This window comes from Gordonibacter sp. An230 (assembly GCF_002159915.1).
Classification (GTDB): Bacteria; Actinomycetota; Coriobacteriia; order Coriobacteriales; family Eggerthellaceae; genus Rubneribacter.
Genome location: NZ_NFJP01000010.1, coordinates 33058 through 60054, shown reverse-complemented (window position 1 = coordinate 60054; position 26997 = coordinate 33058). Strand labels below are relative to the sequence as shown.

At 60.0% G+C, this 26997-nt stretch carries 42 protein-coding genes, 1 tRNA gene and 1 other RNA gene; 39 read left to right on the top strand and 5 right to left on the bottom strand.

Annotated features, from left to right (window positions below; translation table 11 throughout):
• Window positions 1-149 precede the first annotated feature (149 nt).
• Entirely contained in the window at window positions 150-1319 is a 1170-nt protein-coding gene (locus B5F40_RS06990; protein ID WP_162610923.1) for an IS110 family transposase, read from the bottom strand.
• A 740-nt stretch (window positions 1320-2059) separates the two neighbouring features.
• On the bottom strand, window positions 2060-4402 hold the full coding sequence (locus tag B5F40_RS06985; RefSeq protein WP_087193624.1) for a bifunctional alpha,alpha-trehalose-phosphate synthase (UDP-forming)/trehalose-phosphatase: 2343 nt from the start codon (window positions 4400-4402) through the stop codon (window positions 2060-2062).
• A 285-nt stretch (window positions 4403-4687) separates the two neighbouring features.
• On the opposite strand from B5F40_RS06985, the gene B5F40_RS06980 reads away from it, so the two are divergent.
• The 5 genes from B5F40_RS06980 (at window position 4688) to ssrA (ending at window position 8151) form a co-directional block, all read left to right on the top strand.
• The gene (locus tag B5F40_RS06980; RefSeq protein WP_087193623.1) at window positions 4688-4969 is read left to right on the top strand and encodes a hypothetical protein; all 282 of its coding nucleotides are present in this window, start codon (window positions 4688-4690) and stop codon (window positions 4967-4969) included.
• A 162-nt stretch (window positions 4970-5131) separates the two neighbouring features.
• The gene (locus B5F40_RS06975) at window positions 5132-6292 is read left to right on the top strand and encodes a M42 family metallopeptidase (RefSeq protein ID WP_087193622.1); all 1161 of its coding nucleotides are present in this window, start codon (window positions 5132-5134) and stop codon (window positions 6290-6292) included.
• A 6-nt stretch (window positions 6293-6298) separates the two neighbouring features.
• Window positions 6299-6763, top strand: coding sequence for an SsrA-binding protein SmpB (gene smpB, locus B5F40_RS06970; protein WP_087193621.1), 465 nt, complete (start codon window positions 6299-6301; stop codon window positions 6761-6763).
• An 86-nt stretch (window positions 6764-6849) separates the two neighbouring features.
• A complete protein-coding gene (locus B5F40_RS06965; protein WP_087193620.1) occupies window positions 6850-7557 on the top strand; it encodes a hypothetical protein in 708 nt (235 codons plus the stop codon).
• A gap of 225 nt (window positions 7558-7782) precedes the next feature.
• Window positions 7783-8151: a transfer-messenger RNA gene (ssrA, locus tag B5F40_RS06960) on the top strand.
• Here ssrA and B5F40_RS16230 read toward each other — a convergent pair.
• The 3 genes from B5F40_RS16230 to B5F40_RS06945 all read right to left on the bottom strand — a co-directional run bounded on the left by B5F40_RS16230 (window position 8102) and on the right by B5F40_RS06945 (window position 10329).
• The gene (locus B5F40_RS16230) at window positions 8102-9592 is read right to left on the bottom strand and encodes a recombinase family protein (RefSeq protein WP_162610922.1); all 1491 of its coding nucleotides are present in this window, start codon (window positions 9590-9592) and stop codon (window positions 8102-8104) included. The two genes, ssrA and B5F40_RS16230, sit on opposite strands and share 50 nt — an antisense overlap.
• A gap of 92 nt (window positions 9593-9684) precedes the next feature.
• Window positions 9685-9939, bottom strand: coding sequence for a hypothetical protein (locus B5F40_RS06950; RefSeq protein ID WP_087193619.1), 255 nt, complete (start codon window positions 9937-9939; stop codon window positions 9685-9687).
• Between the two features lie 15 nt (window positions 9940-9954).
• A complete protein-coding gene (locus B5F40_RS06945) occupies window positions 9955-10329 on the bottom strand; it encodes a helix-turn-helix transcriptional regulator (protein WP_087193618.1) in 375 nt (124 codons plus the stop codon).
• A gap of 141 nt (window positions 10330-10470) precedes the next feature.
• On the opposite strand from B5F40_RS06945, the gene B5F40_RS06940 reads away from it, so the two are divergent.
• From B5F40_RS06940 to B5F40_RS06795, 34 genes are all read left to right on the top strand, one after another.
• Entirely contained in the window at window positions 10471-10692 is a 222-nt protein-coding gene (locus tag B5F40_RS06940; protein ID WP_087193617.1) for a helix-turn-helix domain-containing protein, read from the top strand.
• A 3-nt stretch (window positions 10693-10695) separates the two neighbouring features.
• The gene (locus B5F40_RS06935) at window positions 10696-10974 is read left to right on the top strand and encodes a hypothetical protein (protein ID WP_087193616.1); all 279 of its coding nucleotides are present in this window, start codon (window positions 10696-10698) and stop codon (window positions 10972-10974) included.
• Entirely contained in the window at window positions 10971-11231 is a 261-nt protein-coding gene (locus tag B5F40_RS06930) for a hypothetical protein (RefSeq protein WP_087193615.1), read from the top strand. Before B5F40_RS06935 ends, B5F40_RS06930 begins: the two co-directional genes overlap by 4 nt.
• Window positions 11218-11607, top strand: coding sequence for a hypothetical protein (locus B5F40_RS15900; protein WP_140396448.1), 390 nt, complete (start codon window positions 11218-11220; stop codon window positions 11605-11607). The genes B5F40_RS06930 and B5F40_RS15900 overlap by 14 nt, the downstream gene beginning before the upstream one ends.
• A gap of 192 nt (window positions 11608-11799) precedes the next feature.
• A complete protein-coding gene (locus B5F40_RS06925) occupies window positions 11800-12201 on the top strand; it encodes a hypothetical protein (protein WP_087193614.1) in 402 nt (133 codons plus the stop codon).
• The gene (locus B5F40_RS06920) at window positions 12191-12469 is read left to right on the top strand and encodes a hypothetical protein (protein WP_022386139.1); all 279 of its coding nucleotides are present in this window, start codon (window positions 12191-12193) and stop codon (window positions 12467-12469) included. Before B5F40_RS06925 ends, B5F40_RS06920 begins: the two co-directional genes overlap by 11 nt.
• The gene (locus B5F40_RS16225) at window positions 12456-12683 is read left to right on the top strand and encodes a hypothetical protein (RefSeq protein WP_162610921.1); all 228 of its coding nucleotides are present in this window, start codon (window positions 12456-12458) and stop codon (window positions 12681-12683) included. Before B5F40_RS06920 ends, B5F40_RS16225 begins: the two co-directional genes overlap by 14 nt.
• 50 nt (window positions 12684-12733) lie before the next feature.
• Complete coding sequence (locus tag B5F40_RS06915) at window positions 12734-13150, top strand: Lin1244/Lin1753 domain-containing protein (RefSeq protein ID WP_162610920.1); 417 nt, start codon at window positions 12734-12736, stop codon at window positions 13148-13150.
• 4 nt (window positions 13151-13154) lie between these two features.
• Window positions 13155-13451 carry a hypothetical protein gene (locus tag B5F40_RS15895; RefSeq protein WP_140396447.1) on the top strand — a complete coding sequence of 99 codons (297 nt, stop codon included), beginning with the start codon at window positions 13155-13157 and terminating at the stop codon, window positions 13449-13451.
• Window positions 13452-13573: 122 nt separating this feature from the next.
• Window positions 13574-13966 (top strand): hypothetical protein, encoded by a 393-nt coding sequence (locus B5F40_RS06910; RefSeq protein WP_087193612.1) that lies wholly within the window; start codon window positions 13574-13576, stop codon window positions 13964-13966.
• Window positions 13963-14244 carry a DUF3310 domain-containing protein gene (locus B5F40_RS06905; RefSeq protein WP_087193611.1) on the top strand — a complete coding sequence of 94 codons (282 nt, stop codon included), beginning with the start codon at window positions 13963-13965 and terminating at the stop codon, window positions 14242-14244. The genes B5F40_RS06910 and B5F40_RS06905 overlap by 4 nt, the downstream gene beginning before the upstream one ends.
• Before the next feature lie 153 nt (window positions 14245-14397).
• Window positions 14398-14595, top strand: a complete 198-nt coding sequence (locus B5F40_RS06900) for a hypothetical protein (protein ID WP_087193610.1) — start codon at window positions 14398-14400, stop codon at window positions 14593-14595.
• Between the two features lies 1 nt (window position 14596).
• Window positions 14597-14818, top strand: coding sequence for a hypothetical protein (locus B5F40_RS06895; RefSeq protein WP_087193609.1), 222 nt, complete (start codon window positions 14597-14599; stop codon window positions 14816-14818).
• Window positions 14815-15993 (top strand): tyrosine-type recombinase/integrase, encoded by a 1179-nt coding sequence (locus B5F40_RS06890; protein ID WP_204217346.1) that lies wholly within the window; start codon window positions 14815-14817, stop codon window positions 15991-15993. Before B5F40_RS06895 ends, B5F40_RS06890 begins: the two co-directional genes overlap by 4 nt.
• A gap of 153 nt (window positions 15994-16146) precedes the next feature.
• Window positions 16147-16398, top strand: a complete 252-nt coding sequence (locus B5F40_RS06885; protein WP_087193608.1) for a hypothetical protein — start codon at window positions 16147-16149, stop codon at window positions 16396-16398.
• A 6-nt stretch (window positions 16399-16404) separates the two neighbouring features.
• The gene (locus B5F40_RS16220; protein WP_162610919.1) at window positions 16405-16581 is read left to right on the top strand and encodes a hypothetical protein; all 177 of its coding nucleotides are present in this window, start codon (window positions 16405-16407) and stop codon (window positions 16579-16581) included.
• Entirely contained in the window at window positions 16578-17036 is a 459-nt protein-coding gene (gene mihF, locus B5F40_RS06880; protein WP_239442940.1) for an integration host factor, actinobacterial type, read from the top strand. Before B5F40_RS16220 ends, mihF begins: the two co-directional genes overlap by 4 nt.
• Window positions 17033-17488 (top strand): single-stranded DNA-binding protein, encoded by a 456-nt coding sequence (locus B5F40_RS06875; protein WP_162610918.1) that lies wholly within the window; start codon window positions 17033-17035, stop codon window positions 17486-17488. Before mihF ends, B5F40_RS06875 begins: the two co-directional genes overlap by 4 nt.
• Before the next feature lie 11 nt (window positions 17489-17499).
• Entirely contained in the window at window positions 17500-17784 is a 285-nt protein-coding gene (locus tag B5F40_RS06870) for a hypothetical protein (RefSeq protein WP_087193605.1), read from the top strand.
• Window positions 17784-18221 carry a dUTP diphosphatase gene (gene dut / locus B5F40_RS06865; RefSeq protein WP_087193604.1) on the top strand — a complete coding sequence of 146 codons (438 nt, stop codon included), beginning with the start codon at window positions 17784-17786 and terminating at the stop codon, window positions 18219-18221. Before B5F40_RS06870 ends, dut begins: the two co-directional genes overlap by 1 nt.
• 12 nt (window positions 18222-18233) lie before the next feature.
• Window positions 18234-18620 (top strand): hypothetical protein, encoded by a 387-nt coding sequence (locus B5F40_RS06860; RefSeq protein WP_140396446.1) that lies wholly within the window; start codon window positions 18234-18236, stop codon window positions 18618-18620.
• Complete coding sequence (locus tag B5F40_RS06855; protein ID WP_087193602.1) at window positions 18617-19066, top strand: hypothetical protein; 450 nt, start codon at window positions 18617-18619, stop codon at window positions 19064-19066. Before B5F40_RS06860 ends, B5F40_RS06855 begins: the two co-directional genes overlap by 4 nt.
• 97 nt (window positions 19067-19163) lie before the next feature.
• A tRNA-Ser gene (locus B5F40_RS06850) sits at window positions 19164-19251 on the top strand.
• Between the two features lie 18 nt (window positions 19252-19269).
• Window positions 19270-19587, top strand: a complete 318-nt coding sequence (locus B5F40_RS06845) for an HNH endonuclease (RefSeq protein ID WP_087193601.1) — start codon at window positions 19270-19272, stop codon at window positions 19585-19587.
• 170 nt (window positions 19588-19757) lie between these two features.
• Window positions 19758-20180 (top strand): hypothetical protein, encoded by a 423-nt coding sequence (locus B5F40_RS06840; protein WP_087193600.1) that lies wholly within the window; start codon window positions 19758-19760, stop codon window positions 20178-20180.
• The gene (locus B5F40_RS06835) at window positions 20161-21897 is read left to right on the top strand and encodes a terminase large subunit (RefSeq protein WP_087193599.1); all 1737 of its coding nucleotides are present in this window, start codon (window positions 20161-20163) and stop codon (window positions 21895-21897) included. Before B5F40_RS06840 ends, B5F40_RS06835 begins: the two co-directional genes overlap by 20 nt.
• Window positions 21898-21899: 2 nt before the next feature.
• A complete protein-coding gene (locus B5F40_RS06830) occupies window positions 21900-23177 on the top strand; it encodes a phage portal protein (RefSeq protein WP_087193598.1) in 1278 nt (425 codons plus the stop codon).
• The gene (locus B5F40_RS06825) at window positions 23158-23793 is read left to right on the top strand and encodes an HK97 family phage prohead protease (protein ID WP_087193597.1); all 636 of its coding nucleotides are present in this window, start codon (window positions 23158-23160) and stop codon (window positions 23791-23793) included. The genes B5F40_RS06830 and B5F40_RS06825 overlap by 20 nt, the downstream gene beginning before the upstream one ends.
• Window positions 23794-23797: 4 nt before the next feature.
• Window positions 23798-25078 carry a phage major capsid protein gene (locus B5F40_RS06820; protein ID WP_087193596.1) on the top strand — a complete coding sequence of 427 codons (1281 nt, stop codon included), beginning with the start codon at window positions 23798-23800 and terminating at the stop codon, window positions 25076-25078.
• Between the two features lie 14 nt (window positions 25079-25092).
• Window positions 25093-25395, top strand: a complete 303-nt coding sequence (locus B5F40_RS06815; RefSeq protein ID WP_087193595.1) for a head-tail connector protein — start codon at window positions 25093-25095, stop codon at window positions 25393-25395.
• The gene (locus B5F40_RS06810) at window positions 25392-25703 is read left to right on the top strand and encodes a phage head-tail adapter protein (protein ID WP_140396445.1); all 312 of its coding nucleotides are present in this window, start codon (window positions 25392-25394) and stop codon (window positions 25701-25703) included. Before B5F40_RS06815 ends, B5F40_RS06810 begins: the two co-directional genes overlap by 4 nt.
• Window positions 25696-26067 carry a hypothetical protein gene (locus B5F40_RS06805; RefSeq protein WP_087193593.1) on the top strand — a complete coding sequence of 124 codons (372 nt, stop codon included), beginning with the start codon at window positions 25696-25698 and terminating at the stop codon, window positions 26065-26067. The genes B5F40_RS06810 and B5F40_RS06805 overlap by 8 nt, the downstream gene beginning before the upstream one ends.
• A complete protein-coding gene (locus B5F40_RS06800) occupies window positions 26064-26393 on the top strand; it encodes a hypothetical protein (RefSeq protein ID WP_087193592.1) in 330 nt (109 codons plus the stop codon). The genes B5F40_RS06805 and B5F40_RS06800 overlap by 4 nt, the downstream gene beginning before the upstream one ends.
• A 10-nt stretch (window positions 26394-26403) precedes the next feature.
• Window positions 26404-26997 (top strand): major tail protein, encoded by a 594-nt coding sequence (locus B5F40_RS06795; RefSeq protein WP_087193591.1) that lies wholly within the window; start codon window positions 26404-26406, stop codon window positions 26995-26997.

Genomic DNA, 26997 nt, shown 5'->3' with positions numbered 1-26997 from the left:
GCTGGTCAAGGCCACCTCGGATGCGCTCGGGGAGGGGGGGGGTGTTTCTATGGTTTTGTCAATTGCTTCTTCGGGATCGGGCCGTTGGATTCGGGCATGCTCGCGCAAACCCCGGCGACAGGGCTTTTCTTCGGCGATTCGGCCGAGGGCTAGGCTCGGACGTACGGGCGGGCGTCCCGCATGACGGCGAAGGCGACCTTCAGCCTCTTTCGCGCCACGGCCTTGAGGGCCTTGTTGCGCCCCGTTCCCCGCGCGCGGCACGCATCGTAGTAGCGGCCGAACCCGTTGTCAGCGCCGACGAGGGAGTTGCAGGAGAAGACGAGCGGGTTCTTGAGCTCCTTGTTGCCGGCCTTCGACGACGACGCCGAGTCCAGGGAGGTGCCCGACCGCCTGTTGCTCGGGGCGAGCCCGGTAAAAGACGCCAGCTTGTCGTGGCTCGAAAGCAGGCCGATGTCGACTCCGGCGACGAGCGCCGAGGCGGCCTTCGGGCCGATGCCCGGAACGGCGAGCATCGCCCGGCACACGGCGTCGTCGGCGAGCGGCGCGTCCATGGACTCCCTGACGGATGCCGCCCTGGCGAGGTCTTCCGCTATCCGCTCGGCGAGCATCCTCACCGCCGCGTCCTCCGCGGCCGTGTGCGGCCCGCCCGACTTCGCCGAAGCCAGGGCCGCGTCCCAAAGCCCGTCGGCCGCCGCCTCGGGCGCCCCCGACTTCTTCACGGCGAAGGCGCGGTGGCCCCTCCTGCCCGCCGCGGCTATGCCGAGGGCCCCTCCGAACCTGGAGAGGACGCCCACCTGCCACGCCGCCCCCAGGTCGACGGCCGCCTCGAAGGCGGGATCGACCTCGAGCAGCGCCGAGCGCAGGCGGTCCTTCGACTGCGTGGAGCATTCCGTCGGGAAGCGCCGCCGCGATGCGGGCAGCCTTACCTCGGCGCCGCTGTCGGCGTCCTCGGCCGCGGGCCGCAGGCACCGCGGCATCCCGATGGCGGTGCGCGCGATGACCTCGGCGTCCATCTCGTCGGTCTTGGCGGCGCCGGGGAACATGTCCCGGGCGCGCTTCATCGCCAGGCCCGGCAGGTAGGCGACCTCCATGCCCGCGGCCCTCGCGCGCTCGAGCGCGAGGGCCCCGATGCTGCGCTTCTGGTCGACGACGACGAGCGCCCCTTCGCCCGCGAGCGCGAGCGTCTCGTCTATGGGCCCCTCCCTGTCCTCAAGCGCCTCGTTGAAGAGCATCTCCCCGGACGCCCGGGAGACGGCGCACGCCCGATGCGCCGACTTGCCCACGTCGAATCCGATGCAGATTGCCCTTGCGGCCTCCATGATGCTATCCTTTCGGCATGCTGGCTGACCGCGCGGGCCGCAGCTTCGGCACCCGCATTGCAGAGCCGCGCCCTTTCGGGCCGGCAGGTTTCCATCAGCCTTCGCCGCGGCGCCCGTCCCTGGTGGCAACACCCCCCCGGGCCTTCGTGAGAGGCAGGGACGAAGGGCCATCCGGGGCGGGTCGGCCAGCAACCCCGCAGGGTCCGCTTCATCGTGATCCGCTTGCGAATCGAGCTGGAAAAGAAAAGACCCGGCAGAGCCAGGTCTAACTGTAATGGGGCGAGAGCGAAATGCTTCGGTGCGCGAATGGTTTCTGCCGGACGATTGCCTTCGACGGCTTCCCTTTCCGTCGAGCAGGGGTTGGCGCGACCTGTTTCGCCCGAAGCTTTCCGCCATGAATTCCCTCATTTGAGGCCGATGAGGCTGAGGCGTCGCGCGAAGGTGATTGAGCGCTCGTCGGCGGTGGCCTGGCGGAAAAGACGCAATTTATGGGCACGAAAGATCGTTGTGGGGCGGTTCTGCCTTCAAAGACGTGCGTTTTCGGTTTGTTGCAGGCAAAACGCCTGTTCGCGGTATCGCCTGTCAAGGATTCAGCGCTTGATCTGCTCGGTTTCGCGCCAACTTCCTCTCGCGTTCATGCCCTTTCGCATCGACGCCAAAACGGAGTCGACGCGGATTGTCTCTCCGGACCGGAGTTGGCAGACCGCTCGGCGACTTCGAATTACTCCCGTTCGAGCGTCCTAGCTCGCCGTTTTCGCCAGCGTTTCGAGCAGCGCGCGCATCTCGTGGCAGTCGCGCAGGGCGAAGCGGGCCCGCGTCGGCCCGCCTCCCACCTTCACCGTCCATGCACTTGACGGCGCGGCTTCGAACATGTCCTCGTCGGTGCGGTCATCACCTGCGACTAGCAGGAAGCCGTACGAAGGATCGCAAAACCAACGACGCGCCGCATGCCCTTTGCTCACGCCGCTCGGCTTGATCTCGAGCACCTTGTTGCCGTCCATGAGAGCAAGTCCGCTTTCGGCCAATTCCCCGAGCGCGTTTTTCAGCTCGATCACGCGGCGCTCGGCCAGCTCTTGTCCGCACATGCGGTAATGCCATACAAGCGAGAAGTCTTTCTCCTCAAGGATTGCTCCCGGCGTTCGGTCCACGAAATCGGCGAGCACCGGTCGGATCGAATCTTTCCAAGAATTGTCGAGAGGCTCTTCGAGCGTCCAGCCGTTGCGCGCGCGGTCCAGGAACCATGCGCCGTGCTCGGCCACCAGCTCTGCGGGCGTGCCGCCTAGCCAAGTTTCGAGTGTTGCGCGGTCGCGTCCCGACACCACCACCACGTCGGTTTCCTTTGCGGCCGCCAATGTCCTCAGGAGTTCGAGCAGCCGAGCGTCTGGTTCCGCATGCTCGGGCTCGTTCGAGAACGGCGCAAGCGTCCCGTCGTAATCGAGCAGGAGCGCGCGTCTTTGCGCTCTGAGGAACGCTTCAGCCAGTTTGCGTGCAAAATCCGATCCGATCAGACGAGCGCCCAGGCCTTCTTGCCTCTGTTTCGCCTCGTCCATTGCGCTCAAAAACTCGCGCGCCCATTTTTGCGACGTGTAGCGCGCGAGCCTTTGCTGCATGGGCGCGTTGCGTCGGCGCTGCTCGTCTTCGGGCATGGCGAGCGCTTGCTCCATGGCCGATACCATGCCTTCGAGGTCGAAGGGGTTCACGAGGATCGCTTCGTGCAGTTCGGAGGATGCGCCGGCCATCTCGGATAGCACGAGCACGCCTGCGCCGCCATCGTGACAGGCCAGATACTCTTTGCACACGAGGTTCATTCCATCGCGCAAAGGGGTGACCAGCATGATGTCGCTCGCCACGTACAGCCCTGCCAACTGGTCGAACGGCAACGAGCGGTAATGGTACTCCACGGGCGTCCAATCCATCGTCGAGTGCTTGCCGTTGATGAGGCCCACCAACTCGTCGATGCGCTTCTTGAGCTTGCGGTACGACTCCACGTTCTCGCGCGAAGGCACGGTGACGAGAACAAGCACGACCTTTCCCGCCCATTCGGGGTGGCGATCGAGGAAGGCGTCGTAGGCGTTCAGGCGATCGGGGATGCCCTTGGAGTAATCGAGCCGCTCCACCGATAACATAACCTTGCAGCCCTCGTGGCCTCTCTCCGACGTGAACTCCGCAGCGGCGCGGCGCACTGCGGGCGTGCGAGCGGCATCGCGGTAGCGTTCGTAATCGATGCCGAGGGGGAATGCGTCTGCCTGCACGAGCCGCCCGCTCACCATGAGCGCACCGCTTGCGTTCTCTATGCCGGCTACGCGCCTGCAGCTCGAGAGGAAGTGCCTCACGTAGTCGTAGGCATGGAACCCTATGAGATCGGCACCCAGCATGCCGCGAACGATCTCCTCTCGCCACGGCAGCATGCGGAACGTCTCGTAATCGGGGAAGGGGATGTGCAGGAAAAAGCCGATGCGCGCGTCGGGCAGCGCTTCGCGCAGAAGCGACGGCAGGAGCATGAGGTGGTAATCCTGCACCCAGAGCACGTCGCCAGGCCGTGCTTCGGCGACCACCGCATCGCGGAAACGCTCGTTCACGCGACGGTACGCTTCCCACTCCTCTTTATCGAAGCGCGCGAGGTGGGAGAATCCGTGGAAGAGAGGCCAGACGGCGGAGTTCGAGAATCCTTCGTAGTAGCGCTGGGCATCTCGCTCGTCCAAGAACACGGGACGGCATGCTCGCTCGCCGAGTGCGCTTTCGAGCCCCGAACGCTCTTGGTTTTCGATGCTGCCGTCCGTGTCGGCCCATCCTATCCAGAGGTTCCCGGCTTTTTCATGCAATGGTCCCAAGCCTGTCGAAAGCCCGCCGACGCTGCGTTCGAAAGAGAATCTGCCAGTGCCATCGCCCTCGATGCGGTAGGGGAGGCGGTTCGACACGATGACGAGCCTCCTTCCCGTCGCATCCGTCCCCGCCACGCCCGGCTTGAAGGCTTCGGAAGGCGGGGTCGGCGCGCTGGCGAGATCGAGTTTGGGCGCCGGGGGGAGGGGAGACGTCTTCGGGCGGTCGGCGACGACCGCATATGCGTGTGCTGTCTTGTCCATGCTGCTCCATCTTCGCTGTCGTTTTCGCCATTGTACGCAGCCTTGCGCCTTTCCTTTTCGGCGGTTGCATGGTCGTTTCAGGCCCGTCAGGCCGTCGTGAACCGCGCGCCTCGTCTGAGACCGCCTGCGTTCGTGCCGGAAAGCGTCGGTGCTCTTCGACACTCAGAAGGGTCTCGTCCTGTCCGCTTCTTTCGGTGCTCCGCCCCTTCGCGTTCCGCGCGCGCCCGTTATGCGCTATGATGCCGTCAGACGATTACCCGCCGCCGATCTCATCGAGGGAAGGACATGCAGACCTATATCGCCCACTACCGCTCTCCCGCCGCCGCCGACGTGCGTGGCACGGGTCTGTTCGAGTTCGAGAGCGACTCGCGTGCCGGTACGAAAGGCAACCTGCGCGACGCGCGCCTCAAGATGCTCGAGATGTACGGGAAAGACGCCGTGTCGTGGAACATCGACCGCGTCGAGCGGAAGAAGGCGACCGCATCGGCTTCCGACGGCCAGCTCGAGCTTGACTTCAGGCCGCCGAAGCCCGAGCGCAAGCGCGCGAAGCGCAAAGAGTGGTGGTAGCCGCACGGCCTTCCGCATGCCTTCGCGGTGACGTTTGCGCCTCATCCCCGCGTCTGCGGGCTCGTCTTCCTCGCGAGGCGCTATAATGCGGCAGATCGAAAACCGTCGCGTCGGCGCGTTGCGCGACCCGTGCGCGGACATGACCGAACAACAGGGAGCGTTATGAAGAACAAGCAGGTGAAATTTCTCAAGCGATTGCTCGAGACCCCCTCGGCCACCGGTTCGGAGATCGGCGTCGCCGCGCTCGTTCGCGAGCGGGTCTCCGATGCGGCCGACGAGGTCGAGACGGATGCGATGGGCTCGGTGCACGCCAGGCTCAAGGGAGCGGGTGCCGGTCCCTCGCTCATGCTGTCGGCCCATATGGACGAGATCGGCCTCATGGTCACCTATGTCTCCGACGACGGTTTTCTCTCCGTCGCGGCGGTGGGCGGCGTGGACGCTGCTATCTTGCCGGGCTTGCGCGTGGACGTGCACGCTTCGAACTCCTTCGTGCCGTTACGGGGTGTGGTGGGGCGCAAGCCCATCCATCTCATCGAGCCCGACGAGCGCAAAAACGTCACCCCCCTCGACAAGCTGGTCATCGACTTGGGCCTTCCCGCCAAGAAGGTGAGGAAGCTCGTCCGAGTGGGCGACGTGGTCACCTTCGGCGTCGGTTTCGAGCGCTTCGGCGCGAACATGGCCGTGTCGCGAGCATTCGACGACAAGGCGGGGGTGTGGATCGGCACGCGCGTGCTTCAGCGGCTGGCGAAGGGACCGCGTCCGGCGGGCGACTTCATCTTCGCCGCCACCGTGCAGGAGGAGATCGGCGTGCGCGGCGCGCAGACGAGCGCGTACTCGGTGCGTCCGGACGTGGGGCTGGCCTTCGACGTGACGCATGCAACCGACTATCCGGGCATCGACAGGGCCAAGCATGGGAAGATCGTCTGCGGTGAAGGTCCTGTCATCGCGCGCGGACCCAACATCAACCCCGAGGTGTTCGAGCGCCTCGTGGCCGCTGCCGAAGCCGAGGGGCTGCCGTATCAGATCGAAGCCGAGCCGGGCGTGACGGGCACTGACGCGCGTGCCATCCAGATGGCCCGCGGCGGCGTTCCTACAGGCCTCGTGTCCGTGCCGCTGCGCTACATGCACACGCCAACCGAAGTGGTGTGCCTCGACGACCTCGATGCGGCGGTGGATCTCATCGTGCGCTTCGTTCGCGATCTTGACGAAGACGCGTGCTTCGTGCCGGGCATGGGCGGTTTTCAGGTTCCATGCGAGGTCGGGGACGATGACGACCTTCGATCCGAAGCGGATTCAGAAGGTTTCGAAGCGGTGGCGGGGTAGTTTTCCATGAGGCGCGAGGAAACGACCATCGCCAAGAACCGAAAGGCTCTGCACGAGTACGAGGTTCTCGAGACGATCGAGGCGGGTATCGAGCTCACGGGTTGCGAGGTGCGCTCGCTGAGGGACAATCATTGCCAGCTCACGGATTGCTTCGCGCTCGTTCGTGGCGGCGAGGTGTGGCTGCATAACGTCCATATCCCTCCGTACGCAAACGGCAACATCGCCAATCCGGATCCTGATCGCAAACGCAAGCTGCTGCTCCACAAGAGGCAGATACGGCAATTGCAAGAGCGGGTACGGGAGAAAGGTTTGGCGCTCGTACCTTTGCGCATGTACTTCAAGGAAAACGCGCTCGTGAAGGTGGAGCTGGCCGTTGCTCGGGGCAAAAAGCTCTACGACAAACGCGCAAGCATGGCCGAGCGCGACAGCCGCCGAGAGGTCGAGCGTGCGCTCAAGGAGCGCAGTCGCTGAACATCGCCCCTGACGGCGTTTCGAGCGGGGCATCGAACGAAGAGCCAGCGCCGCACATGCGGCGCCTAAGGCGAAGGAGGTCTTTCATGGGCTTGGACGAAGAGCTTGAGCAGATGGAGGACGGCGGTCTGACGCAAGCCGAGGCGGTCGACGAAGCCTCAGAGCTCGAAGACGTCGAGGAGTTCCAGAGCGACGAGGGCTTCGACCCCGACGCCAACGAGGAGGATCTCGAGGACGCTTACGAGGGCTTTTTCGACGAGGAGGGTCCTGACGGCGAAGGCGAGACGGCGCTTTCGGGCGACGATGGAGGTTTGGCGGCGGTCGCCAGCTCGGAGGCGGGCGTTGATCTGTCCGAAGAGGGCTTCCATCTAGTGGGCGGCGACGGCGACGTCGATGAAGCTGAGCTTGCGGACGATGCGGCGGCCGAGGAGCTTGAAGAGGCCGAAGACAATGCGGATGAGGCGTACGAATTGGTGGAGCTCGAGCTTTCCGATGACGACATCGTGCGCTATCTTGAGGATGAAGACGGACGCGTTATCGGGTTCGTGCTCGTCGAAGACGGCGAGGAGGTCGAGTACTTCTACGTTGAGGACGATGAAGGCGGAGAGGACGAAAGCGAGCCCGACGCAGACGGAAACGAGTTCGATTTCGGCATCACGAAGGAGGGCGTCGCCGAGGCGACGAGCGATATGAACGCCATCTACAAAGACGGCATCGCCGTAGCCACCGAGCTCAAAGGCGCATTTGACGACATCAAGAACGCCTTCGACTTCGGTTCCTTCCTCAAGAAGTGACGTTGCCGGGCGTCGTGACCGACGTCTTTCGCAGTGTGGGCGGCTTTGCGGCGTCCGGCATGTCCCGTCTGTTGCACATCGAGGGCGACGGCGCTTGACAAACCGAGCATGCTCGATAGAATGAGTGCTTGCGCACGGTCGGGCGCGCTTGCACGTTGACAAGGTGGGGCCTTCGACCCTGCATCCTACGAAGCGTTCGACGCGCGGATGCGCATTTGCATGCATGGGGGCGACTGGTTTCGACATGGTAGGTTTGAAATGAGGAGCAGGCCGTGGTCTCCTCGCCACGTTAAACAGGGGTACCGTCAAGTTAATTGGCAAAGCTAAGACTCAGAGCGCTCCGGCGCTCGCCATGGCTGCTTAATCGCGCCTGGCTGTCGTCCGTGGGATGTCCCCGACCTGCGGTTCGGCATCAACCTAGGGGGCTGCGCTCGGGCACGTAGCCGGTATGGCCCAGGCAAAGTTCGAACCGGCTAGGAGGCGCAACGCTCGTCGGCGAGCCGAGCGCTTCCGAATTCTGACCGCCGACTAAGCTTGTAGAGCCTCATGGACGATCTAGTATGGACCGGAGTTCGATTCTCCGCGCCTCCACCATAGGATAATTGGTCGAACTATGCCCTTCGGGGCATGGTTCGGCCTTTTTCTGTTTCGGCCTGAAATCATCGCCGTAGTGGTCAAAAGCAAAGTAGACGTTTAGCGTCTTCCCGTCGATTTCAACGAATCGAACGAAGGTGCCTAAGATCACTTCTGGCGTTAGGTTTTCCGCCGCATCATCGAGCCACAGCATGAGTTCGTCAACGCCGATGTTGAACGCTTCTTCTCTCTCTGCAATGCGCAGCTCTGCTTCAAGCTCGCTCTTGCGCTGCTTCAGCTCTTCGGTGCGCTCTCTGCCACCGGGCGGAGCGATGCCGTCTTCTATCGCTTGCCAGATGCGCTCAAAGGTGCGGTCAATCCGCTTCAGTTCCTTCTTTATCGCGTAGCTTCTCGATTGCTCTTTCGGTTGCTCGGCTTGAAACGTCACCATGCCGCTTGCTATGCGCTGCCTAACGTCTTCGCGCGCAACGGCTTGCAGGGTCATATCACAAACAACGTCTTCTACGAGATCACGCCGCACGGTTCGGCGGCACTTCCGGCACTTGTAGTAGTGATACGTCGCGCCAGTGCATGACGTGCCGCTTGTTCCCGCCATTGGAGCGCCGCACTTTGCGCAGTAGAGCTTACCGGACAACGGGAACTCTAGCGTTGAGTTGATCTTGCGGCGCGGCTTGTGACGGTCGCCAAGGATGTTGTCTATCATATCTTGTTCGGCCTGCGACCAGATGGCGGGCATCCCGTCCGGCACTTCATGACCGGCGTACTTGTATACACCCGCGTTCTGGACGCGCTTTAGAAGCTTCGTGACGGTATCCTGATTGAACTTGGCACCACGCTTGCTTCGCTCAGCGCTCACGGCGCGTACGATATCGGCGACAGAGCTACCGGCAAACAACATGTTCTTCATCCTGCGAAGCACCGATGCTTCACGCTCGTTGATGACGTAGCGACCTTCTACGATATCCCACCCGTACAGAGTGCGCCCGTTCGCCATGCAGCGTTCGGCGTTCTTCTGGATACCGTCTCTAATTCGCTCGCTATCAAGCGCGCTCTCATACTCGGCGAGAACTTCGAGCATGCCGAGCTGCAACACGCCGCTTGACCCGCTGGAAATGTCTTCGCCAGCGTATAGGATTTCTACGCCAGCCTTGCGAAGCATAATGCGGGCAAGCGACATTTCGTCTCGGTTGCGCATGATGCGCGTAACCTTGTAGATCACTACGTAGTCAAACAGGCCGTGTCGCGCATCGCTCATCATTCGCTGGAACTCTGCACGGTCGATGTTGCGCCCCGTCTGCGCATAGTCGCAGTATTCGCGCACGACCTGCAATCCCTCGCGCTCGCAGTATGCACGCGAGTTCTCAACTTGTATCTCTATGCTTTCCGAACGCTGATTGTGCGAGCTGAAGCGCGCATATATGGCGGCTCGGTTCTTCGTCATGCTAAAATCACCTCTTAGAGCGGGCGCGACAAAGCGACCTGCTTTTCACCTATTCCCCGCGCGCCAACCGCCAAGAAGCCGCGCGGGGATTTTTATTGCCTGATCTCGTTCAGCTCGGCGATTCGGCCTGAAAGAACGAGCATGCTTGGCAGCGTTTCCGGCGCACATTTCGCATAGCGCTTCACCTTTTCGATGTTTTCGAAAAGGTGGTCGAATGTGTCGGAATACAAGGAAACGCGGCGCATCAGCTCCTTGTATTCGCTGCGCTGCTTTTCATCGAGGGTGCTACTCTCTACAGCATCCATGAACTCGTTGAATGCCGCGTCGTAGCGTTCTTCTGCGGTCATGCTTATTACCTCCTTCTATGCCGTCTGCTGCTTGGCTTCAGACATATGACGTTCGGCCATTTCTTTAGACATGCCCGCAGCATCGCGGGCGGTATCTAGAATCCTGTCTTGCCTGTCCGGCGTGCTTGCTCGGTAGCACCTCAGCAGTTCGGCTTCGAAATCGTCTTCGAACTCGCGACCTTCGTTCTTACCTTTAGGCCAGCCGCACAAATCGTTGACGCTACAGCCAAGAACCATTGCAAGTGCATAGGCTTTTTCGAGCGAGATACCAGAAACGCCCTGTTCCCATGTTCTATAGGTTGCGAGCTTTACATCTGCTCGCTCTGCGACCTCTTTTTGCGTCAATCCGCTTGCCTTGCGCATCTCTTTTAACTTCAGTCGGTAACTCATTTCTAGCACCTCCTAGCGGTAAGTATAAGCCATTCTCTCACTAGATACCAACTTTTTATTACTTTTCGCTTGCGCTAATAGAATCTTGGTAGTAGAGTTTCCGGTGTACTAAGAAGTTATTACTTTGGAAGGAGGTAAACGATGCCTGAGTTCAAACAGGTTGTGCGCAAGCGGCTTCGCGTTCTCATGGCCGAAGCAGACATGAACGCCGAGCAGCTTTCTTCGGCTTCTGGCGTTTCTGTCGATGCGGTGCGCCAGTACCTGCGCGGCGAGACTGCGCCGCTTTTGGAGACGGCTTGCAAGCTCGCGGAAGCGCTGGGCTGCACGCCCAACGATCTTTGCGCGTTCCCGAAGGAGGTTTAGGACATGGACGTTGTAGAGAAGCGGATTACCGAAGCAGTCAAGGATCACGAAGAGTACCTAGGCGATTTCCTCGGTCTGGATGTTCACGGGGCGGACGGATGGAACCTCTCGATTGCATCCGATTGGTTCAAGGGCGAGCTTGCGCGGCTTGGCATCGTTGACCCGCTCGCGTCGAGCGTCACGAGCCTGTTCGTGCGCTGGGCTGGCTCGGTTCTCTCGAACGCGCCAAGGATACGAGAGAAGTTCGCCAAGATGGGCAACGATGGACGGTGTGAGGAATGAAGCGTTTCTTAATGATGGCTGCTTCAATCCTGATCGCGGCGATTCTTCCGTTTGCCGCTGTCGGGCTGTTTGTTGGATTGCTTGTCGGCTCGTATCTGCTGAACCCGGTATTAGGAAGCTTGATTTACGCAGCTCTAGCGGTATCGGCGCTTGCGTTCTTCGTCTTCGTTGCATCTCGCTCGCTCTTCGACCTTTTCAGCACGATCGCTAACAAAGCCGATTCAAAAACGGAGGTTTCAGACGATGAAAACCGATAAGAAAACCGGTGGTTTTGTGGGTGGTTTTACGGATGCACGAACCGTGCGGCCTAGATGCCGCGCAACGGCAGTTCTACCGCGCGATTGCGGCTCTCGTTATCGCGTGGTGGCTGCGAAGAAAGATGCCCGCCCGGTGTTGCAGCACCGAACGGGCGCGTCAAATGGGGCTTACCAATTGACAGAAGACAGTATAGCGCGCATGCCGCGCTGGCAGCGCTGGGGATTGTATGCGCTCGCGGCTCTCACCATGTCGGGAATCATCCCGGCGCTTGCGTGCAACGCGCTTCTCTGGCTATGCGAAAGCGTGGGCTGGTGGCTTCTCGTTCCGCTCTACGTCGTGGTTGGGCGCGCTCTCTGGCGCGTGATGTGGTCATGAAGGCCGAAGTCTACCGCGACAACGCGGGCTTCTGGATGGCGCGCATAGAGGAAGACGCGAGCACGCCGGAAAACCGGGGCATCGGCAGGGTCTACCGCCGCCAGATGCTACCCGTCGCACCATCGGCGAGCAAGGCGGAAGCAGAAGCGGCCTTGCGCCGCGTCATGAGCCGTGAAGCGAGGTGCCCGCGCCATGGACACCGATAACTACGCGCAGCCACTCGAAAAGGTCATGCGCGAAGAGCGCAGGCCGCGCCCGCTGCCGCTGAAGGCGCGCGACCATATGGAGCTTTTCGAAGAGTGGGTGCGAATCAACCCGGACGCTATGCGCGAAATCGAGCTTACCGCGCTCGCTATCGACGCTCGCGGCATCCGAGTTTCGACTAAATACCTCATCGAGAAGCAGCGTTACGAAGGCGGCGCGAAGCTCAATCCCGTGACGTTCTACGACGATCAGGGCAACCCGCACACATACGGAATATGCAACACCATCACGCCGATTCTGGCGCGTTGGCTGCTTGAACGTCACCCCGAAATGAACATCTGGACTAAGCACTCACTATTCGACGAAATGGAGAACAACCATGAAGCGTAAGGAGATCACCGAGACTATCGCCAAGGTTGGCGCTGGCACCTTCGCCCTCAACGGCAGCATGTCGCTTATCAACCCCAAGACCGGCGAGGGCTTCGACGTTGATATGGGCGCAACGCTCGCAATCGTTCGCGGCACCCTCGCATGGGTTGACACCCTGCTTGAAGATGACGCGAAGCCAGAGCAGAGCACCGTTAAGCACATGCAAAAGCTGCTCACCTACGTTGGCAGCTCGATTGCCTACGACATTTCGAGCGATGAAGAGGAATAGCGCGCAGGAAACCTTGCCGCTCGATTTCGGCGAACCGTCCATGCCAGACCCCGAAGCATGCGAGTTCGAAACGCTGCGCTGGAAGGGCAAGACCTGCTGCACGTTTCGCGGGCGCGACATTTGGACGAGCTGCCGGGAGATAGGGCGCTGCGTATGGAGCGGATGGAACCAACGCAGCAAGGCATGCGAGTTCGGCGACGAGGAAGACGGTTAGGGGGTGACAACATGCCTACAAGGGAGGAAACGACCGCCGCGCAAGAGCCTATGGCCTTCTTCTCGCACGATTCCAACGCTTCGCAAGACGTGAAGTGCCAACGTCTCATTCATCGCCGGGGATATGACGGCTACGGGCGCTGGTGGCGGCTCTGCGAATATCTGGCGGCTACCAAGGGGCACCGTATAGCGTTCGAGACGGAGGAAGACGAGCTTATTCTCGCGGGCGTTCTGGGCTTCGGACAGTCTGGCGCGTTCGATGAGTACATGGCGACAAAGGATTGCAAATCCTTTGTCGAAGAGCTGTTGGATATAGGGCTTCTCGAACGCGACGAAGACGGCTTCTTGACGAACTTTCGCATGCTCAAAAACGCGCTTTATTTCGGTCGCCAACGCGCCAACGGGCGCAAGGGCGGAAGACCGCGCAAGAACTCACAGAACAACAATTCAGCAGGTCAGGAGGTGTAAAAGCATGATTGCCAAACCCAAGGCAAAACCAGTGGTTTTAGGTGTGCTAAACCCACTCGCAAATGGTCGCCTAACCATAAAACAAAACAAAACAAAACAAAACAAGATGAGGTGGGTTTTGGTTCCTCGAACCAAAACCAAAACCCACCGTACTTGCTTGTTAGTCAACCTTACAAGCAAGGTTCTTTCTCTTGCTTCTTCTCTTTGCGGTCTTGTTTTGTGCGACTCATTCGAGCGCCAGCAAAACGGCTTTCCACAGGTTTTCAACAGAGTTTTCAACAATGGCACGAAATGGGGGTGACTGCATGATTGCGCCAACAACACGAGACCTTGTTTTGTGCGGCTCATTCGAGCGCCAGAAAAACGACTTTCCACAGGTTTTCAACAGAGTTTTCAACAATGGCACGAAATGGGGGTGACTGCATGATTGCGCCAACAACACGAGACGGCGCGCGCGAGCTGTTCGCAAGCAAGCTTTCCTATGAGCAGATCACGACGAACGACATTCGAGCGCTCGAAGGATTCCTTGCAATCGAGTACGCGCATCATGAGCGCAACGGCGAGCACATGGAAATGCACCCGTGCTATCGCAAGAAGTACCAGCCGCAAATCAACCTTGCCGATGGCGGTAGAGGAATCAAAAGCGCGTTTCTGTGCGTTAGCGGCTTCTACTTCTCAGGCCGTGAAGCTATCTCGTTCAACGAAGACGGATTCATAGGCATTGCGGGCTGGGCTGATGACACGAACGTTCAGCCATTTCTCAGAGCGTTTCACAAGTGGGTTTGTGAGTGGATGATTGGAGTTACCTACCGATGATTGAGACGAAGCACGCGAAGAGCCTTGGCGAGCTTTCGCGCGGTGATGCCGTCGAGCATCCCGACCATTACGCGGGAGACGGCCAGATTGAGTGCATGGACGCTATGCGCTCGATGATGAGCGGCGACCAGTACGCCTTGCCCGCCCAATCGGCCTACTGGTGGGGCTGCGCATTCAAATACCTTTGGCGCTGGCGGCGCAAGAACGGCGTTCAGGACTTGCAGAAGTGCAAGCAGTGCATCGACTACCTGATTTCCGAGACGGAAGGCAAGAAGTGAAGCGCTACCAGATCGTACTTTGCGCCATTGCCACCGCCGCGACCGTAGCCGCGTTCTGGTGCGTCTGTTACTGGGCTTATCAAGCGCTTTTGGCAATCGCGCTGTTCCTAGTGTTTCTCGCGCTTATAGCGCTCACGTTTTAGGAGGTTTCACATGCTGAAAGAAGATAGAGAGATCGAGCAGGGCGCATACGGATGCGCCGCAATCGTCCTGCTTTCCATTCTGGCGCTCGTTGTGAGCATCGCGGTTGGCGTGTTCTTCGGCGCTGGTTTCGGGCTTATCGCCTTTGCCGTGTTCGTCGTGTTCGCGCTCACCTGCGTTATGCGCGCGTTCATGAAGGTTGGCAAGTAGCATGGGCGGCAAGTACGAGGTTCGCGGCGCGATGAGCGGACTTTGCCCGTTCTGGGACGGTCAATTTACCAACTCGCTTGCTCATGCTCTGCTGCTGCTCATCCGATTATCTCTGAAGTACCGAATCGTTGAGTTCAACATCAGGAAAGAGCCGTTGGATTGCGCGGACTGCCACGACGATAACTGCCCTTCGCGGATTCGTGAAAACTGCGAGTGGTCATGATGGGCGTTAAGGTCAAGCGCGGTGCAGATGGCGTTTTCGAGTGCCGGTTGTACCTTGGGCGCAGCATCGACGGCAAGGCGATTCGCCCTTACAAGCGGTTTCCGAATGCGGCAACCGAAGAGGAAGCGCAAGCCCTCGCTGAGACGTGGGCGGCTTACGTGACGGCTGACGGAACGGTTAGAAGCGCCCGCTTGACCGATTTGCTCGAAGACTACGTGCAACTGCGCGAGCGCAACGGAGCAAGCCCGAACAGCATTAAGAGCTATCGGCTGTTTTGCCGCTACGTCGCACGTTATCTGAAGACTGCAAACGCGCGCGATCTTGGCGTTATGGACTTCAACCGCTTTGAGCAACGCTTGCTCATGGCGAAGGACGAAGGCGGGCAAGGTCTTTGCCGCAACAGCGTTATCAACGTCCACAACTTCTTGCGCGGCGCTTATAACCACTTCGTAGACGCTGGCATTTGCGACGCCAACCCGCTGGTGTACGTCGCCAAACCATCGCCGGAACGGCACGAAGCTTCGGCGCTAACCGAATGGGACTTCGAGGGCTTCAACGGGAAGCTAGAGGGCGCGCTTAGCAAGGAGGTCGAGACGAGAGCCGATTACCGCGCCGCCGTCTACGCCTTCGCTTCGTGGCTGTCGCTCGTTACCGGAATGCGCGTTGGCGAGGTCTGCGCGGTGCAGCGCATCGACGTTAAGCGCGCCCTGTCTTACGTCCACGTCGGCGGCAATGTCATTGAGGGCAAAGGCAAGAAGCCTTATCGCCGCAACGTGACCAAAGGCCGCAAGTGCCGCAACATCGCGCTCACGCAAGACGATATCGCGGTCATTGATGCCTTCACGAAGCTTCAGGGCGACGTTCTGGGGCGCTTGGGCGCTGATTGCCCACTGGTGACGCTAGACGGCTCTTACATGCGCCCAACGACGATTTCACGGGCTTTCAGCCGCATACGCGACGCATGCGGACTGCCGCGAGAGATCACGTTTCACAGCCTGCGGCACACGCACGCTTCGTGGCTCATCGCCAACGGCTGCGACCTGAAGACGCTATCGGAGCGCATGGGGCACGCGGACGAAGCAACGACGCTTCGAATCTACGGCCACCTGATGCCCGGACGAGACGCGGCGGCGGCTCAGCTCTTCAGCGAAGCGAAGCGCCGCGCGGCGGGTTAGGAGGTGTGCCAAAGGTGAACCAAAACGCCGTTTTCGGGCATCGCGGCGACCGAGGACGAAACGCGAGATAAACCGCCGCTTTCGACACGGGTTAAGACCGCCCGTGCCAGATAAGAAGTAATTATCAGGCAATCGTGAGAAGGGAGGGTGCCAGTGGAGCCGCAAACGTTCGATTTCAAGCCTGACGCGCCGAAGCTAAGCAAGGAAATGCAAGCGACGTTGGCTAAGACCGAAGCCGCCCTGAAGCGGATGTGGGAGCGCGAGAAGCAGGAAGCGCAGACGGTCTACGAGATCACGATTCCCGCCCAAACGCTGACCATCGTTGGCAAGGAGCACGCGGAGCACGTCTTGAAGTCACTGAAGGCGATTCGGGTTTCCGGAACCTACCGCGTCACGAAGAAATGAGGTGCGATGAAGACCATTGAGCTTAACGACGATGACTGGGCACGGCTCAAACGCAAGCTCATGACGCAGAGCGTTGACGATGCCATGAAGGACTACACGCCGCCCGTCAAGCTTACGCACGGCAACGAATACATCACCTACGAAACAGGGGGTGAAGAAGACAATGAGCGGTCTAACGAATGAGCAATGGAAACGTATCTTCAACGGTGTTGCTGACAGGGCACCAGAAATCTTCAAAGACTGCGATTTGCAGTTCTCAATTTCCGTCCGCAACGAGGACGGAACCGAAGAAACGATTTACGAACACGAAGGGAAGAAAGATGATTCCGACATTGACAACTGAGCAACGCAGAGAAAACCTTGAAAAGGCCAAGGCGGCACGGCAGCGCCGCGCCGCGATCTTGAAGGGCGTTGCCGACGGCTCCTATACCGTCCCCGACGTGCTCAACATGGCTTTCACCGATGATGCGGTGTCGCGAATGAAGGTGTTCACTCTCATCAAGGCTGCACCGGGCTACGGATTTGCCCGCACGCAGCAGACCATGCGCAAGCTCCACATTTCCGAATCGCGTCGCCTTCGCGGTCTTGGGGCGAATCAGCGAGCGGCGCTTGTCGAACTGTTCGGGGGTGCGCGGTGAGCCTTAACAAGATCACGCTATCTGGAAATCTCGGTGCAGATGCCGAGCTGCGCTATACGAAGAGCGGAAACCCTGTCGTTTCGTTCTCGCTTGCTGTCAACGAGCGCACGCCGAACGGAGACGGAACGTGGGGCGAATACACCAACTGGCCTGATTGCGTTATGTTCGGCAAGCGCGCCGAAGCGCTCGCGCCGTGGCTTCGCAAGGGTACCAAGATTTCGCTTCTCGGACGCATACACACGCGCAGCTACCAGAAGGACGGACAGAGCATCAAACGCTGGGAAGTGCGCGTTGATGATGTGGAACTCATGCAGTACAAGCGCGACGCGCAATCGCCAGCACAAGCGAACGCAGCCGCGCCCGGTCTTGCGATGGCTACCGGCGACCCGTCGCCCGTTGCGTCAGTGCAACCGGCAGCGCCAGACCTTTACGACGATGACGTACCGTTTTAGGAGGAAGAAGGATGTTCGGAATCAAGAAGAAGGGCGCAGAGATCAAGCAGCCCGTTTATGTCGTGCTCGTGCCGGAGGTCGCGGCATACGCCAGTGCCGCTTCGTTCCCGGTAGATTCGGCGGGTAAGCTCGTTTTTCTCAACGACACGGTGGAGCATGAGGGCAGCGAATATCAGGTTGTCGCGATGAGCCACCGAAACAAGGTTGTTATCCGTCCGAAGGGTCAGACTTACGGCGGCAAGTGGGTTAAGGCTGGAAGCGTGCGCGTCACGCGTCATGTTCTGGGGGTGCGCTAATGATTGGCAGGAAGCTTCGCGCTAAGAAGGTCAATGAGGGAATCGAGATGCCGCGCTATGCGCATGAGGGCGATGCTGGGCTTGACCTTCGCATTACCGAGACTGTCACGCTCGAGCCGATGCAGAAGTGCGTTGTCGGTTGCGGCCTTGCCGTCGAGATTCCGAGCGGTTGCGTGGGGCTGGTGTTCCCGCGCAGCGGCCTTGCGGCAAAACAGGGCATCACGCTTTCGAATAGCGTTGGCGTTATCGACAGCGGCTATCGCGGCGAGGTCTGCGCGGCTCTCATAAACCAGAGCTACGAGACAGTTACGCTCGAAGCTGGAACGCGCGTCTGCCAGCTTGTCGTTATGCCCTATGTGCCGTGCGATCTCGTGCCGGTCGATGAGCTTAGCGACACCGAGCGCGGCACTGGCGGTTTCGGCAGCACGGGCGTTTAGTAGGTGGCTGTCATGCTGGCAATAATCGGTGGAAGGCAAACGGGCAAGACAACGTGCCTTATCGAAATGTCGAACGAGACTGGCTATCCAATCCTGACCGCGACGCGCGGCATGGCGGAGAGCATCGAGCTTATGGCTCGAAGGATGCACAAGGAAATTCCGCCAGTGATTACGCCTTCTAGCTACGTCATGAAGGGCGAGCGCGTCATTGTTGATGAGGTGGGATTGCTCATCGAGTGCATTACGGGCGCAGAAGTGGTAGCGGCTTCAATAGACGGCGTTGCTCTGGTTAAGGCTCAGCCGCCGAGCACCGACCTTGCGAAGCTTGGGATGTGGGAAGCCTTCAAGCTTTGGCGCTCAGAGCTCAAGCGCGCGCGATCTGGCGGTGACGGCATGTGAGGGCAAAGGAGTATTTCGAGGGCATCCGCGCCGAGGTGGTGAAGACCGACAGGGCGCGGGAAATGCTCGAACGCATGAAGGCGCGTGAAGGAGCCAAGGCGCAGAGCTATCAGGCTGGCGGCGGGAGTGGAGACGTCAGCGACCCTATGGATTCGATATCGCGCCGCATAGACTTCGAGGGAAGGTTGAAGAAGCGCATTGCCGATGCAGAGGAAGCCATAGACGAAGCGTGCGAAGTGCTATACGGTGCTGACGGTCGCGGAGGGCTTGCGAAGCTGAAGGGCACGCGATACGCAGACGCTATCTGCATGGGGTATCTGCAAGCGCAGCCATGGAGTGAGATTGCCGAAATCATGCAAGGTTCGGTGCGGTGGTGCCACGCGCTTTGCGATGTAGGTTTTGCGTACATTGACGAAGTTGGATGGGCGCATGTGAAAAGCGCCTGATAAATCGTTGTTCACATCAGTTCACTACTTCTGCTAGAATTCGGTACGGTGGATTAGGTCAAGGCCACGGGCAGTCGCGCTCGTGGCCTTTTTGTTTGGAGCGTTGGCAGAGTGGCTTATTGCGCACGGTTGCTAACCGTGTGGCGCGCCAGCGCCCGTAGGTTCGAATCCTACACGCTCCGCCATATCTCAGGGGGTGCGCCATGGCTAAGGACTTCTCGCGTGCCTTCTACTCATCCGCCGACTGGGAACACGCCAGAGACGCGGCGCTGACGCGCGACGCTCACCTATGCCAGCACTGCTTGCAGCAAGGAGAGATCACGCCCGCCGTCATGGTGCATCACATCACGGAGCTGACACCAGCGAACGTCAACGACCCGAACGTTGCGACCAACCTAGACAACCTCGTTAGCCTTTGCGACCGATGCCATAAGAAGGTGCATGGTTGGATAAGGCAAGGCTCAACGCGTCAAGGGTTGGCTTTCGACAGCGACGGGAACTTGATATCGCTTTCAGACTGACACACAAACACGACACAACGCGGCGCAAGCGCGGGAAATCGAACGCAAAACCGCAGGTAGACCCGCGTGACAATCCCCCCGGTCTGAAAAACGCAGACGGTGCCTAGGGCACCAACGCCGGGAGGTAATTTCTTGCGCGTGACGGATTTTCGAAAGGGGGTGGTCTTGCGATGACGGCAAAAGTAGGCAATACTTCGAAAGTTTCGCCCGCAGTAGCGGGGAATAGCCCGCCGAAGCGGCGAGTTGCCAAGGAGAAGCGCGTAGAGAGCGAGATTCGAAAGCTGCGCGAGATCACCAAGGGCGCTATCCCCGACGAGAAGCGAAAAACCGTCATGCCGCTGCTTGCGAACCTCGCTTTTCTGAAGGTCAAGCTTGACGATGCCCGCGCCGATCTGCTCTACGAAGATATCTTCACCGAGTATGACAACGGCGGTGGGCAAACCGGGCTGCGCGAGCACCCCGGATTCAGTGCATACAACAAGCTGTTCACTACGTTTTCGCGCGGCGTGAAGCAGCTTACCGACATGATGCCGAACGGCACCGCCGCTGCCGACGCGCTCATTGACTTCATCAATGAAACGCGGTACGGCTAGGGCGAAGTCTAAGGGCGGCTCGTGCGAGCGCGCGATACGCGAATACTTCGGCGGCATACTGAGCGGCGAGATTATAGCGTGGGAGAAGATGAAGCAGGTTGCCGCTCATGTCCTGCGCGACATGGACAACACCGACCCGCTCTATCCGTACCACTACCGCGAAGAGTTCGCGCAGAAGCACGTTCGTTTCATCGAAAGCTTTTGCCGCCTACCGTCCGGGCGCTTAGGGCACGATTTCAAGCTAGAGCTTTTCCAACGCGCCATTCTGTCGGTTGTCTTCGGCTTCGTTGATGCCGAGGGCGTGCGGCAATACCGCGAAGTGCTCTGGATTATGGGGCGCAAGAACGGAAAGACCGCGCTTGCGTCTGCGATAGAGCTTGACTTGCTCGTGAACGACGATGAGGGCGCGCCGGAGGTATACAACGTCGCCACCGCCCACGATCAGGCGGCAAAGGGATTCAACAACGCGTGGCGCATGGTGCTCACAAGCCCCGCGCTGGCGAAGCACATAAGAAAGCGCGTGTCAGACCTTTACTGCGATCTGAACATGGGCACCATCAAGGCGCTGAGCGCCAACACGAACCACCTAGACGGTCTGGACATTTCCGGCGCTATCGTTGACGAGCTGGCCGCGATGAAGAACCGCGACCTTTACGACCTTACGATGCAGGGAACGTCCGCGCGCCGCCAGCCGCTCGTATTGGAGATCACGACTAACGGTTTCGTGCGAAACGGCATCTTCGATGCGCAATACGAGTACGCGACCAAATGGCTTGACGGCAAGGCGACCGGCGAGAAGGCAGAGCGCTTCATAGCGTTCATCTTCGAGCTTGACGAGCGCGAGGAATGGCAGGACGAAGGCGCTTGGGTCAAGGCTAACCCCGGCCTTGGCACCATCAAATCGCTTTCGGCGCTTCGCCAGAACGTTTCTAAGGCGAAGGACGATGCGACATACCTTCCCACCCTGCTAGTTAAGGACTTCAACCTCATTGAAAACCAGTCTCAGGCTTGGCTTACGTGGTCTGAGATTCACAACGAAGCCACTTTCGACCCCGGCGACGGAACGTTTACGTATGCCGTGCTCGGCGTTGACGCTGCGGACACGACCGACCTTACCGCCGCTTGCCTTCTCATGCAGCGGCCTAACGATCCGAACTTCTACGCGCTGCACATGGCTTGGATTCCGCTTCGAGCGTTGGAGCAGGCGGAGAAGGAGGGGCGGCGCGGAGGGCGCGACGGCGTGCCCTACGACGCGTGGATTGCTCGCGGTCTTATGCGCACATGTGAAACGCCCATCATGGACAAGCGCGACGTTCTGGATTGGGTGGCTGAGGTTCAGGACAAGTACGGCATCTATGCCGTTTCTTGCGGCTACGACCCGTGGCACATGCGAGACGTGCCGACCGTGGAAGCATACGAAGACTATTTCGGCGCTGACAACCTGCAAAAGGTCATTCAGGGCGCACAAACGCTGTCAATGCCGATGAAGGAGCTTCGAGCGCTCTACAAGGAAGGGCGCATCGTTGACAACGCCAACCCGATTGCCGAATGGTGCCGTTCGAACGTCGCCATTCGAACCGACGTGAACGGAAACATTCAGCCCGACAAGAAGAACCAAGACCCGCGCAACCGCATAGACGCGTGGGCGGCTGAGTGCGACGCGTTCATTGCGATGAAGAACATTGCGGACGATTACCGCGCGATGATAGGAGGTTAGAGTTGAGCAGATCACAACCGTTCGTGCGCTCGCTCTTCGATGCGGTGTTCCACCGTCCGCAGATGCAGGCTGTCAACGGCTATTTCTCCACGTTCACGGCCTATGCGCCGTCGTTCACGACATGGCAGGGCGGTCTTTACGAAGCCGAGCTTACGCGCAGCATCATCGAGAGCGGCGCAGACCACGCAAGCAAGCTGAAGCCCGAAGTATCGGGCACGGCTCAGCCGACGGCTGCGCGAGCGCTGCGACAGCAGCCTAACCCTTGGATGACAACGCCGCAGTTCATCAAGCGCGTTTGGACGATTCTTCAGGTGAACGACACGGCGCTCATCATCCCGATAGACGCGGGAGACGGCACCACTATAACGGGCTATTACCCCGTTCTTCCGAGCCAGTGCGAAGCATACGACGTTGACGGCGATCTTTGGCTGAAGCTCACGTTTCCGACCGGCGACAGCGTGCTTGTAGAGTGGTCGCGCGTGGGCGTTATGACGCGCCACCAGTACCAAAGCGATTTGTTCGGCGACGGCACGAACGTTCTTCAGCCGACGTTGGAGCTGATGCACGCACAGAACGAAGCCGAGCAGTCGGCTATCAATCAGGGCGCGGCGGTGCGGTTCATCGGCAAGCTCAGCCAGAACCGCAACGAGGGCGACCAAGAGAAGGCGCGCAAGGCGTTCAACGCTCAGCTTTCCGCAGACAACGCGGGCGGCATCGCCGTATATGACAAGCTGTTTTCAGACGTGAAGCAGATAACGCCGAACAGTTACACGGTCGATGCGGCGCAGATGGAGCGAATCGAGAAGAGCGCTTACCGCTTCTTCGGCTCCAATGAGGATATCGTCACGAACCGCGCGGACGAAGACACCTTCAACAGCTACTACGAAGGACGCATCGAGCCGTTCGCTGTTCAGCTCGGCTTCGTTATCACCTCCATGACGTACACGGCGAACGAGATAGCGCACGGAAACTCAATCATGTTCAGCGCGAACCGACTAGAGTTCGCCAGCAACACGACGAAGCTTAACGTCTCGGTCGCGCTCTTCGACCGTGGCATCTGGAACGGCAATCAGGTTGCCGATGTTTTCCAATCGCCGCACTACGACGGCGGCGAGCGCCACGTCATACGCGGCGAGTACATCGACCTTGCGCTCATCAGCGAGCACACGGCGGAACAGGCGGCGCAAGCCGCGCAGACGAACGCGAACATAGCCGCTATCGACGCGAGCAGCGGCGTTGGAACCAGCAAGGAGGTAGACGATGCCAGCGAAACCGAGTGAGCGGCAATACCGTTCCCTTGCCGTGCCGCTCAACGTGCGGACGGCTGACGGAAGCGCGAACAAGCGCTTTGACACTGATTACTACGTCGAGGGCTACGCATCGACATTCAACGACCCATACGTGCTTTTCACCGACTGGGACGGCAACGAGTATCGCGAGATCATCGACCCGGGCGCTTTCGACGGCGCGGACATGAGCGACGTTATCCTTCAGTTCGACCATGCGGGCAGAGTGTACGCCCGCATGAGCAACGGGACGCTCATTGTGGAGCCGGACGAGCACGGGCTTTTCATCGCCGCCGACCTGTCGCGCTCTCAGGGCGCGCGCGATCTCTTCGAAGAGATAAAGGCCGGTCTTATCACGCGCATGTCATGGGCTTTCACGGTAGCGGCAGACGAATACGACCGCGAGACGCATACTACGACCATTACGCGCGTCAAAAAGGTTTTCGACGTGTCCGCCGTCAGCCTTCCGGCTGACCCGAACACCGAGATATCAGCAAGAAACCTGCTCAACGGAGCGATTGAGCAGTCGCGCAAGGAGCTTGCGCGCCGTAAGAGTGCCCTTGCCGTTGCGAGGGCGACACTGGCAATCGCCAAGAGCAGAAAGGTTTAGAACGATGGACGAGATGACTATGGATGACCTGCTTAACGAGCTTCAGGGTCTTGTCGATAAGTACAAGGCCGATGACGGCACCGACACCGAGCCGACCGAGCAGGACGCAGAGCGCATGAGCGCGCTTACCGCCGAGATCGAGAAGCGCAACGCCGCCGCCGCTCAGCGCCGCGACAGCCACACCGCGACCGTTGCAGCTGCGCGCGCCGCTATCGAGAACGGCACCGCCCGCCGTGTCGATTCCGTGCCGCTGGGGACTTCCGCGAGCGCTCGCGGTGCCCTTCCGCAGGTGCGCGACACCACCGACTACAACGCCGCCGCCCGCCGCGCGTGGGTGAAGGACATTGCCAGCCGTTCCGGCGTGCAGCTCATCGGTGGCACCGAGCTTACGCAGGTTGAGCGCGACGCGTACAACCACCTTATCGAGCAGCGCACGGCGTTTACGCATCTGACCAGCAACACCGATGCGGTTATCCCCGTCGAGCTTCAGACGCAGATTTTCACGCTGATTGACAACACGGCTGTTCTCTACGGCGACATCCACAAGGACAACTTCCCGCATCAGTTCGAGCTTATCCGCCATAAGAGCATCAAGGCTGGCGACGCGGCGAAGACCGATGAGGGCGCAGCGCCCACCGATGAGGAGCAGAACGAGTTCGACACCATCACCCTTACGGGCGAGGAGATCAAGAAGACCGTCAAGATGAGCCGCAAGATGGCGGTTCAGTCTATCAACGGCTTTGAGCAGTACATCGTCAACGAGACTGGCGCGCGCCTTGCCGTCGCCGCCAACGCGCGTGTCCACGCCAAGACTGTTGACGGCACGCTCGGCATGGATTCCGGCAACAAGATTAACTGCGCCACCGCTGGCACGCTTGCCAAGGCGGATATCACCAAGCTTCTTGGCCTGCTCTACACCTACGGCAACCCCGCGCCGAAGGGCTGCATTATCTACGCCAACGGCAACACTATTTGGAACCACATTGCTATGGTCGAGGATGCCAACGGGCGCTCTTACTTCGTGGACGAGAAGACCGAAGACCCCGCCGTTGAGGGTCATATCTTCGGCAAGCTCGTTAAGCGCGACGATTCGATGGCGGACGGTATCATCAAGGCGGGCTATCCCGACCTGTTCCGTGGAAACATCTTCGACGGAGTGGACATTACGCCCTACGTCGAGCCGGGTACGCAGAAGCGCTGCTTTGACGGATACCTGCTCTTCGACGGCGGGCTTGTCGTGCCTAAGTCTTTCGGCCAGCTCACCATCGGCACCGCCGCAAAGTAACGAGGTGGTGACAGATGGCAGAGAAGCCGAAGCTGCTTGACGCGTGCCGCGAAGCGCTGAGGATTCCCGCCGACTGCACCGACTTTGACGCTGAGATCGAAGACCTCATCGAAGCCGCCCGCGCCGCGATGCGCGCGGGCGGCGTTGCCGATACCGTAGCCGCCGACGATTCGAACAGCACGGTTCGGCTCGCGGTGAAGGTCTACTGCAAGGCGACCTTCGGCATGGACAACCCCGATGCCGACCGCCTTACTCAGAGCTTCGACGATTTGCTAACCATGATGCGCGGCAGCTCGGAGTTCGGGGGCGTGAAATGAGCATGTGGGCTGGCACGTGCCAGCTCATCGCTAAGACCGTCAAGAAGGACGAATACGGCGTGCAGCAGACGGAGGAAACAAAGCGCAAGGTGTTCTGCAACGTCTTCTCTATGGGCGACGCGGCCTATTACGCCGCCGCTGCCGCTGGCGTACACCCCGAAGCCGTATTGCAGATTCGCAAGAGCGCATACGAAGGTGAGCGGCTAGTCGAGTTCGACGGCGCGCGGCTCACGGTCGCGCGCGTTGACAGGTCAAGCCCCGACTTCGTGCGCCTGACGCTCGCTGAGGTGGTGGGCGACCGTGGCTGAGCAGAGCATCGAGCGGTTCATAAGCAGCTGCATGAAAGAGTGCGTGGAAGACAACGTTTCCGCGCTCGCTGAGAACGCGGGCGAAGCAGGAAGGCGCGCCGTAAAGCTGTTGAAGCAAGAAAGCAAGGTGCGCACCGGTGCTTACAAGAAGGGCTGGAAGGCCGACGTTAAGACCGATGAGACGGGCACCGAATGCACCGTGCACAACCGGCGATACCAGCTAACGCACCTGTTGGAGAACGGCCACCAGATCACGGACCAGACTGGCGAGGATTACGGCACCGTTCCCGGCGACGGCGTTATCAGGAAGGTTGCAGACCAAGTGGCGCGAGAGTTCGCGGAGATGGGGGGCGACGGACGATGATTGAGCTAAAGGCGCTCTGCGGCGTTCTCGATTCGCTCGGCATCCCGTGGGCTAACCAGCGCTTCGCTGACGGTGAGGAACCGGCACCGCCCTTCATCTGCCTTGTCGCGGGCTACAACGAAGCGGCCTACGCGGACAACGGCACCTACCTTTCGTGGATGCCCTACGATATCGCGCTCTACACGCGGCACCGCGACTACGCGACCGAGAAACGCATACGCGATGCGCTCGAAGCCGCAGAGTGCCCGTTCATGCTGAGCATCACGAACATTGATTCAGAAGAGCTTACCGAAGCGGCGTTCACCGTGAACGTCGCCGAGAGTTAGGAGAGACCAAATGGCACGAAACGGATTCTTCGGCGTGAAGAACTCGCATTTCGCGATCTGCACCGACGAAGACGCGCTTACCTACGAAGACCCCGTGCACGTCGCGGGCACCGTCGCTATCAGCATGGAGCCGACCGTTGAGACGGCTTCTAGCTACGCCGACAACGAGGTTTGGCTTGACAAGCAGCAGGACAACGGCGGAAGCGGCACCATGAGCTTCTACGACACCGAGGGGACGGCTGATCTTCGCCAGCTCATCGCAGACCTCGTGGGCTACGAGATCGCGCAGGACGGGCGAACCATCCTGAGCGCAGACCGAACGCCTAAAAAGTTCGCCTTCATGTGCGAGCAGCCGGGGCACGTGCTCGGTCGCCGCCGCTGCCTTCTCATGTGCCAGCTCTCGAAGCCGACGCAGGAGCTTAACACCATTCAGGATACGCCGGAGATTACGCAGCTCGATTACCCGTTCACGTGGCGACCCGTCACCATCCCGAGCACCGACATTCGCACGAGCGGCTATGACAGCTTCACCGGCCTTGCCGATTACGACACCTTCTTTGATGCGGTCGATATCGAGCTTGCGCACAAGACCCCGTCCGAGTAG